This is a genomic window from Methanobrevibacter thaueri, assembly GCF_003111625.1.
GTDB lineage: Archaea > Methanobacteriota > Methanobacteria > Methanobacteriales > Methanobacteriaceae > Methanocatella > Methanocatella thaueri.
The window spans coordinates 172,747-179,276 of record NZ_MZGS01000014.1; the positions used below are offsets into that span (position 1 = coordinate 172,747).

General features: G+C 36.4%; 8 protein-coding genes. 3 read left to right on the forward strand and 5 right to left on the reverse strand.

Annotation, left to right across the window (positions count from 1 at the left end; translation table 11 throughout):
- Positions 1 to 78: 78 nt before the first annotated feature.
- A complete protein-coding gene (gene rqcH, locus MBBTH_RS01885; RefSeq protein ID WP_116591351.1) occupies positions 79 to 2,085 on the forward strand; it encodes a ribosome rescue protein RqcH in 2,007 nt (668 codons plus the stop codon).
- Here the strand turns inward: rqcH and MBBTH_RS01890 are convergent.
- Together MBBTH_RS01890 and MBBTH_RS01895 are read right to left on the reverse strand one after the other, a co-directional pair.
- On the reverse strand, positions 2,082 to 2,801 hold the full coding sequence (locus MBBTH_RS01890; RefSeq protein WP_116591352.1) for a metal-dependent hydrolase: 720 nt from the start codon (positions 2,799 to 2,801) through the stop codon (positions 2,082 to 2,084). The two genes, rqcH and MBBTH_RS01890, sit on opposite strands and share 4 nt — an antisense overlap.
- On the reverse strand, positions 2,801 to 3,967 hold the full coding sequence (locus MBBTH_RS01895) for a hypothetical protein (protein ID WP_116591363.1): 1,167 nt from the start codon (positions 3,965 to 3,967) through the stop codon (positions 2,801 to 2,803). The genes MBBTH_RS01890 and MBBTH_RS01895 overlap by 1 nt, the downstream gene beginning before the upstream one ends.
- Positions 3,968 to 4,149: 182 nt before the next feature.
- Here MBBTH_RS01895 and MBBTH_RS01900 point away from each other — a divergent pair, with 182 nt between their 5' ends.
- Entirely contained in the window at positions 4,150 to 4,356 is a 207-nt protein-coding gene (locus tag MBBTH_RS01900; protein WP_116591353.1) for a class III signal peptide-containing protein, read from the forward strand.
- On the forward strand, positions 4,349 to 4,528 hold the full coding sequence (locus MBBTH_RS01905) for a class III signal peptide-containing protein (protein ID WP_116591354.1): 180 nt from the start codon (positions 4,349 to 4,351) through the stop codon (positions 4,526 to 4,528). Before MBBTH_RS01900 ends, MBBTH_RS01905 begins: the two co-directional genes overlap by 8 nt.
- A 20-nt stretch (positions 4,529 to 4,548) precedes the next feature.
- Here MBBTH_RS01905 and fwdF read toward each other — a convergent pair whose 3' ends face one another.
- The 3 genes from fwdF to MBBTH_RS01920 all read right to left on the reverse strand — a co-directional run bounded on the left by fwdF (position 4,549) and on the right by MBBTH_RS01920 (position 6,312).
- A complete protein-coding gene (fwdF, locus tag MBBTH_RS01910; protein WP_116591355.1) occupies positions 4,549 to 5,559 on the reverse strand; it encodes a tungsten-dependent formylmethanofuran dehydrogenase subunit FwdF in 1,011 nt (336 codons plus the stop codon).
- 8 nt (positions 5,560 to 5,567) lie between these two features.
- On the reverse strand, positions 5,568 to 5,759 hold the full coding sequence (locus MBBTH_RS01915; RefSeq protein WP_116591356.1) for a 4Fe-4S binding protein: 192 nt from the start codon (positions 5,757 to 5,759) through the stop codon (positions 5,568 to 5,570).
- 94 nt (positions 5,760 to 5,853) lie between these two features.
- A complete protein-coding gene (locus MBBTH_RS01920) occupies positions 5,854 to 6,312 on the reverse strand; it encodes a phosphopantetheine adenylyltransferase (RefSeq protein ID WP_116591357.1) in 459 nt (152 codons plus the stop codon).
- Positions 6,313 to 6,530 lie beyond the last annotated feature (218 nt).

Here is a 6,530-nt window from a genome sequence, read left to right on the forward strand (position 1 = left end):
TCCATAAATTAAATAGATTAATATAATTTTAGTTATTATAATATATTAAGGTATTGATTAAATTAAAGGTGTTAAACTATGAAATCCATGTCTAATGTAGACATTTATACTGTAAGTAATGAATTGAATAATTTATTAAGTGGTGCTAGAGTTGACAAATCATTCCAACCAACCAAAGACATTGTTGTAATGAGATTCCATGTGCCTGGAACCGGCAGAATTGATTTGGTAATGCAATGCGGTTCTAGAATTCACACTAGCCAATACCCATTGGAGAATCCGACCACACCACCAACATTCCCAATGCTTTTGAGAAAAAGGATCAAGGGAGCCCATGTTGAAAGCATCAGGCAGCACAACTTTGACCGTGTAGTTGAGATAAGGGTTAAAAAAGACAAATACTACACAATCATTGTGGAATTATTTGACAAGGGAAACATCATTCTTTTGGATGATGAGAACAACATCATATTGCCTCTTAAAAGGAAACAATGGAGTACAAGAGACATAAGCTCCAAAAAGGAATATCTCTTCCCGGAAGAGCGTGGAATAAACCCATTGACTGTTAATGAAGAGGAATTTAAGGGATTGTTTGATGATGAAGAAAGTGATGCAGTAAGGACACTTGCAAAAAACGGACTCGGAAGCTTATATGCTGAAGAAATCATCAAAAGGGCAAATGAAAACATTGATGTGGATAAGAACACTCCGAATAGCGAAATAACCGAAGAGCAAATAATGGGAATATTCAATGCATTTAAGGAGCTATTTGACAGTTTAACACAGGAATCAATCAAACCGCAAATTGTTAAAAAGGACAACAAGGAGGATGTTGTTGCCCTTGACTTGAAGAAATATGATGAGTTTGAAAAGACTTACTATGAAACATTCAATGAGGCATGCGATGAGTTCTACTCCAAGAAGGTCAATACCGACATAAAAAACATCAAGGAATCCGCATGGAACAAGAAAGTAAACAAGTTTGAAAAAAGATTACATTTACAAGAAGAAACACTTGATAATTTTTACAAGACAATCGAAGAAAGCCAACATAAAGGAGAGGTTATTTATTCTAATTATCCGACCATTGAAAACATAATTAATGTTGTCAATCAGGCAAGGAGTAATGACTACTCTTTTAAAGAAATTGGCAAAACATTGAAAAAGGCCAAAAAGGACGGAATGCCTGAAGCCCAAATCTACGAGGGCATTGATCCAATGGGCGTTCTAACCCTAAACATAGACGACACCACACTAATCATTGATCCGAAATTGACAATAGCTGAAAATGCTGAAAACTATTATGAAAAGGGCAAAAAAGCTAAAAGAAAAACAAAAGGTGCATTGATAGCTATTGAAAACACCAAAAAACAACTCGAGGACATAAAGGCCAAAAAGGACATTGCAATGGAAAACATCGCAGTGCCTAAAAAGAGAGTCAAAAAGAATCTGAAATGGTATGAAAAGTTAAGATGGTTCCTCAGTTCGGACAATGTCCTGGTTATTGGAGGGCGTGACGCCAACAGTAACGAAAGCATTGTCAAAAAGTATCTGGAGCCAAATGACATTTACCTGCATGCTGACATCCACGGCGCATCATCAACAGCAATCAAACTGAACGGCGCCAAATTAAATGACACGCTCCTCAAGGAATCCGGAGAGTTTGCCGCATCATTCTCATCTGCCTGGTCACTTGGATTTTCAACCCAGGATGTGTATTGGGTGCATCCGGACCAGGTGTCAAAAACACCGGAATCCGGTGAATTCCTTGCCAAAGGATCCTTTGTGATAAGGGGCCACAGGAACTACATAAGGGGCGCAAGAGTGAAACTGGCCATTGGAATCGTTGATTATGAAGGAAAAAGAATAATGGCCGGACCGATAGAGGCGGTTGAAGCCCATTGTGAAAATTACGTAGTGTTAAAACCTGGTTTTACCAAAAAAGAAGCAATAGCTAAAAAAATCATTGGAAAAATAAATGAAGATGATTTGTTGACCTTAGATGACATAATAAGGGTTCTACCATCCGGAAAATGCGATATCGATGAAGAATATCATCAAAGAAAAAAATATGAAAGGAATTAATCCTGGTAATCCTCAGGATTAAATTCATAATATTCATTAGGATTCATAACCACAACATCAATGTTAGGGTTGAATTGGCTAACGAAATTAGCGAAAATCGCTGGATCTTGTTCTATTGGTGGAAATGTGTTGTAATGCATTGGAATGACCACTTTAGGGTTCATCCACATGGTACCAAGAGCCGCTTCAAAAGGACCCATTGTAAACTTGTCACCAATAGGAACCATCACGACATCAGGCTTATAAATTGCACCGATAATGTCTTTCATATCACCAAACAATCCAGTGTCTCCACAGTGATAAATCTTGGTTCCATCCTCAAAAGTAATCAGGAAGCTTGCAGCAGTACCTCCAGGCACCATCTCCTCAACGACATCAATGTCGGAGGAATGCTTAGCCTCAAGCATTGTGAACTTGATGTTTCTGAAAATAAATGAACCGCCAATATTTACACTTATGTTTCTTATTCCCTGTTTAGCTAAAAAGAGTGAAATCTCATGGATACATGCAATTGGAGCATTAGTGTTATTTGAAATTTCCAATGCATCGCCAAAATGGTCTGAATGTCCATGAGTAAGTAAAATAATATCCGGATTTAAATCCTCAACCGGAACATCACAAGTAGGGTTATTGCTGATAAACGGATCAATTAGTATCCTTACATCATCATCAGTTATTACCTCAAATGCAGAATGACCTAACCATCTAATTTCCATTATGCTACCCCACCAGCATTAGCCATGAGAACGCTATCATCAAGATTGGAAGCTATATTCCAAGTTTTCTCGAAATCCGCTCTGATACTGGAAATGGAATTTCTGTCATTGTAAATAGCGCCGTATTCCATTTTGTTATTGCCTTCTGAAATAATCATTGCATAGGAATCGTCAGTGATTAAGTTAATGGCGTGCACTTTAGGAACTGTCTTGATATGAACCCCTTGTTCTAAAAGGGAGGATATCAGGAACATGTATGACATGTCTGAAACGTCAAATTCATTAATGATCACTCTGGAATAGATTGTTGGCACATGAGATAGGAATCTGTCAGACAAATCCTTCAATGATGGGATTTCAAGCATGATTTCCTTATTAACATTAATCGCCAAGTTTTCAAATGCTTCCTGTGAAGTCAATACTCCATCATCAGAAAGTACGTAACTGTTGAGGGATTTTGGAATAGGTAAACTTTCCGGATTGTTAACGTCAATCTTAATATCCCTTGCAGGCACTTCCGGAGTGATTTTGGTTGGAGCCTCAAGAACAGGTTCCAGACCAGGTTTCTCTTCAGTTAAAGCACGCTGAATTTCCTCATTGTGATTGACTGGCTCAACGACAAATTCCGGAACTTCTTCCGGAACATACTCATCACTACGTTTTTTAGGAGCCCTTGTTACTTTTAAAGGCTTGCCATAATTAGGAGTGAACTCAAGCTGCTTGTCAAAATCAACTTCACTTTCCTTTTGAGGAACAACATTCAAAACAGCCTTTGGATTGTCCTTTACAGATGAGCCGAAAAATTCGAGGGTAGATGAATCTTTGTAGTCATCAACCACAATATCATCGTAACTTATTTCATCAAAATCATCATAATCTCTACGAACTCTTAAAGGCCCTTCATTTTCATTTGATTTCCTATCCAATCCTCTGAATGAAGAAGAATTGCCTTCTCGAGATTCCATAAATTCTTTAATCATGTCAGTGGTTCTAGTAGCATTTGATTCCACAAAATAGCTAACCATCACTATCACTCCAACAATAGCAATGATTATACCTACTATTAAGAGAATGTCTATCAAGTTATAGACACTAGTTTCATATGCCAGGAGAACACCGATTACAAATAAAATAAAACCTGAAACTAATTTTATTGTATTTCCCACGTTTTCACCCTTATCAATTATTATCACTCTATTATTTAACTACTAATTATTATATTTAACACCATTTATAAAGTTAATGGTGAAAAACACAAATTTTAGTGGAAAAAAAGGATTTTGTAATACTTTTTATAAAGATAGTAATATTAATATAGTATAAAATCCAATATGAAATTGGTGGTAATATGAAGAAAATGAAAAAATTCATGAATGAAAACTCGGGTCAGGGCGCCGCAGAATACATTCTCCTTTTTGGAGGAGTTATTGTTATTGCACTGCTTGCACTGACAATATACAGATCTTATATGAACACCAGCGATGTCAGCCTGAAGGCAAAAGATGACATCATTGATGTGAGAAACACCATACTTGACAACCGGACCCATGTTTAGAAAACTAGATGATACAGGTCAGGGAAGCGCCGAACTGATCCTTATTTTGGGAGGGTTGATAATAATCGTGCTTCTGGTCGGAAGTTATATGTCAAATATAGCAAACACGACACAAGACACCATTCAAAACTTGTTAAAAACAGAAAAAGACTTTTTAATTAATAAAATATGAAAAAAAGAGAGTATCACTCTCTATTTTCCAACCAATAAAGTATTTAAGATTTCATTCCATGATTCGGAATTAATATTTTCCAGTTTCATTGCTGTTCTGGAAACGACTCTAATATCCTGTGGACATGCGGTTACGCAAGCGCCGCACAAGTTACAGAAGTCCAAATTAGTTACTGATTTTCCATCAACAATTTCCACTGCATTACATGGACATACATCAAGACATGCATGACATGAGTCACCTTTACAAACCTTTTCATCACTTTCAACCAGTTCCAAAGTACCTTCGAACGGTTTGGTGATTGTGATTGCATCAACCGGACAGATTTCAGAACACCATGAACAGTTTACACAGGATTCCTCTGAAATGAAAGTTTCACCGGTGATTTCAGGTTTAGGTATTTCATCACTTACCATACAAGTGGAACAGATTTGTTTAATTGCATTTTCAGGACATACTCTCTTACATATTCCACAGAAAATACATTTGGACAAGTCCACTTCAATGGAGTTGTTTACCACGTCACTGCTTGAAGCCGGAACATTCTTGATGTTAATAGCTCCGGCAGGACACATGTCCGCACAGAAGGAGCAATAAATACAATCATCAGCATTTATCTCAATTTCTCCCCTAACCAGGTCTACTGGATTAGGAAGGTTCCTTTCAAATAGTATGGAGTCGCTTGGACATACGGAATAACATCTGCCACAGTACATGCACTCTTCATCATCAACTGTAGATTCAACATTCCAGTTAGGATACTCGCCCATTTCCTTAATGGCCACACCATCAATTGTTAATGATAATGCATCAAACGGACAAGCGGTTGAACATAATCCACAAAGTACACAAGAATCTGAGCTGCAAGAAACCAAATCCATTTCTATCAATCCACGTGCAATTGGCACGATTGGACCTAACTTCAATGAATCGGTCGGACAAACGTTTACACAGATTCCACAGCCGACACAATTTTTATCCTTGTAGGACAAAATACGGCGTTCTACACCCTCTCTCTCAATATTAAACATATTATCCCTCATGCTTTAGATATGGCTTGATTTGGACAATTTTGTATACAAAGATCGCAATCATCACAGTTTTCAGGGACTATTTTTACGTCTCCGTCTTCCTCTATGATTGCCCCTTGCTCACAAAGTTTAATACATAATCCTTGAACCGGACAGTCTTGTATATGTCCGCAAGCATCAGGATCAATTTTTACTGCCATATAACCACCTCAATTTTACATGAAAAAAATATTTTTTCCATGTCAATTATATGTTTATCGAAATGAACATATAAACATATCGATTATTTTCCGATTATCTGATGAAATTCCCATTTTTACTAATTTCGCCACGCCTAATTCGTGTTGAAGAGATAGGATTTCCATCATAAGCTAACACAAAACTAACAACAACAATATCAAGAGGTTTCATACCTTTAGAAATTCTAATCTCGTTTATTTCAACTGCAGTCGGTTCAGTCTCCTCACTTACGACAATAGCGTCAAAATCCGCATCATATATTGTAGTTCCATAAGGATCTTCCAAAGGAATGACTATGAAATTAGATTTATCTCCAAAAAAGGATTTAAGATTGCTCATTCTCTCTTTACAGGAATCTATATCTCCTTTTAAACCTCCAAATGCATCGGAAGTCACACCAATCTCAATTTCATTACCAATTTCAAAAGCAGTTGATAACAACTTCTTATGACCATCATGAAACTTATCAAAAGTTCCTCCAACGGCCACTTTACGATATTTTTTAGAATTCATAATATTGTCCTAATATTAGCTTGGTAATTAAATGTATATTAGAACTATTTTATAAAATTAGCTATAAAAAAAGAAAATTTTTAAAAAAAAAGAGTCTGTAAAATTTTATAGGCTTATTTAATTTTCAAGTGTTTTTCAGTCCAATTTTTCATTTGATAGTCTAAAAATGTTAGAATTCCAGTTTTAGTCTTGTATAATTTCTTTATTATTTCTGGATT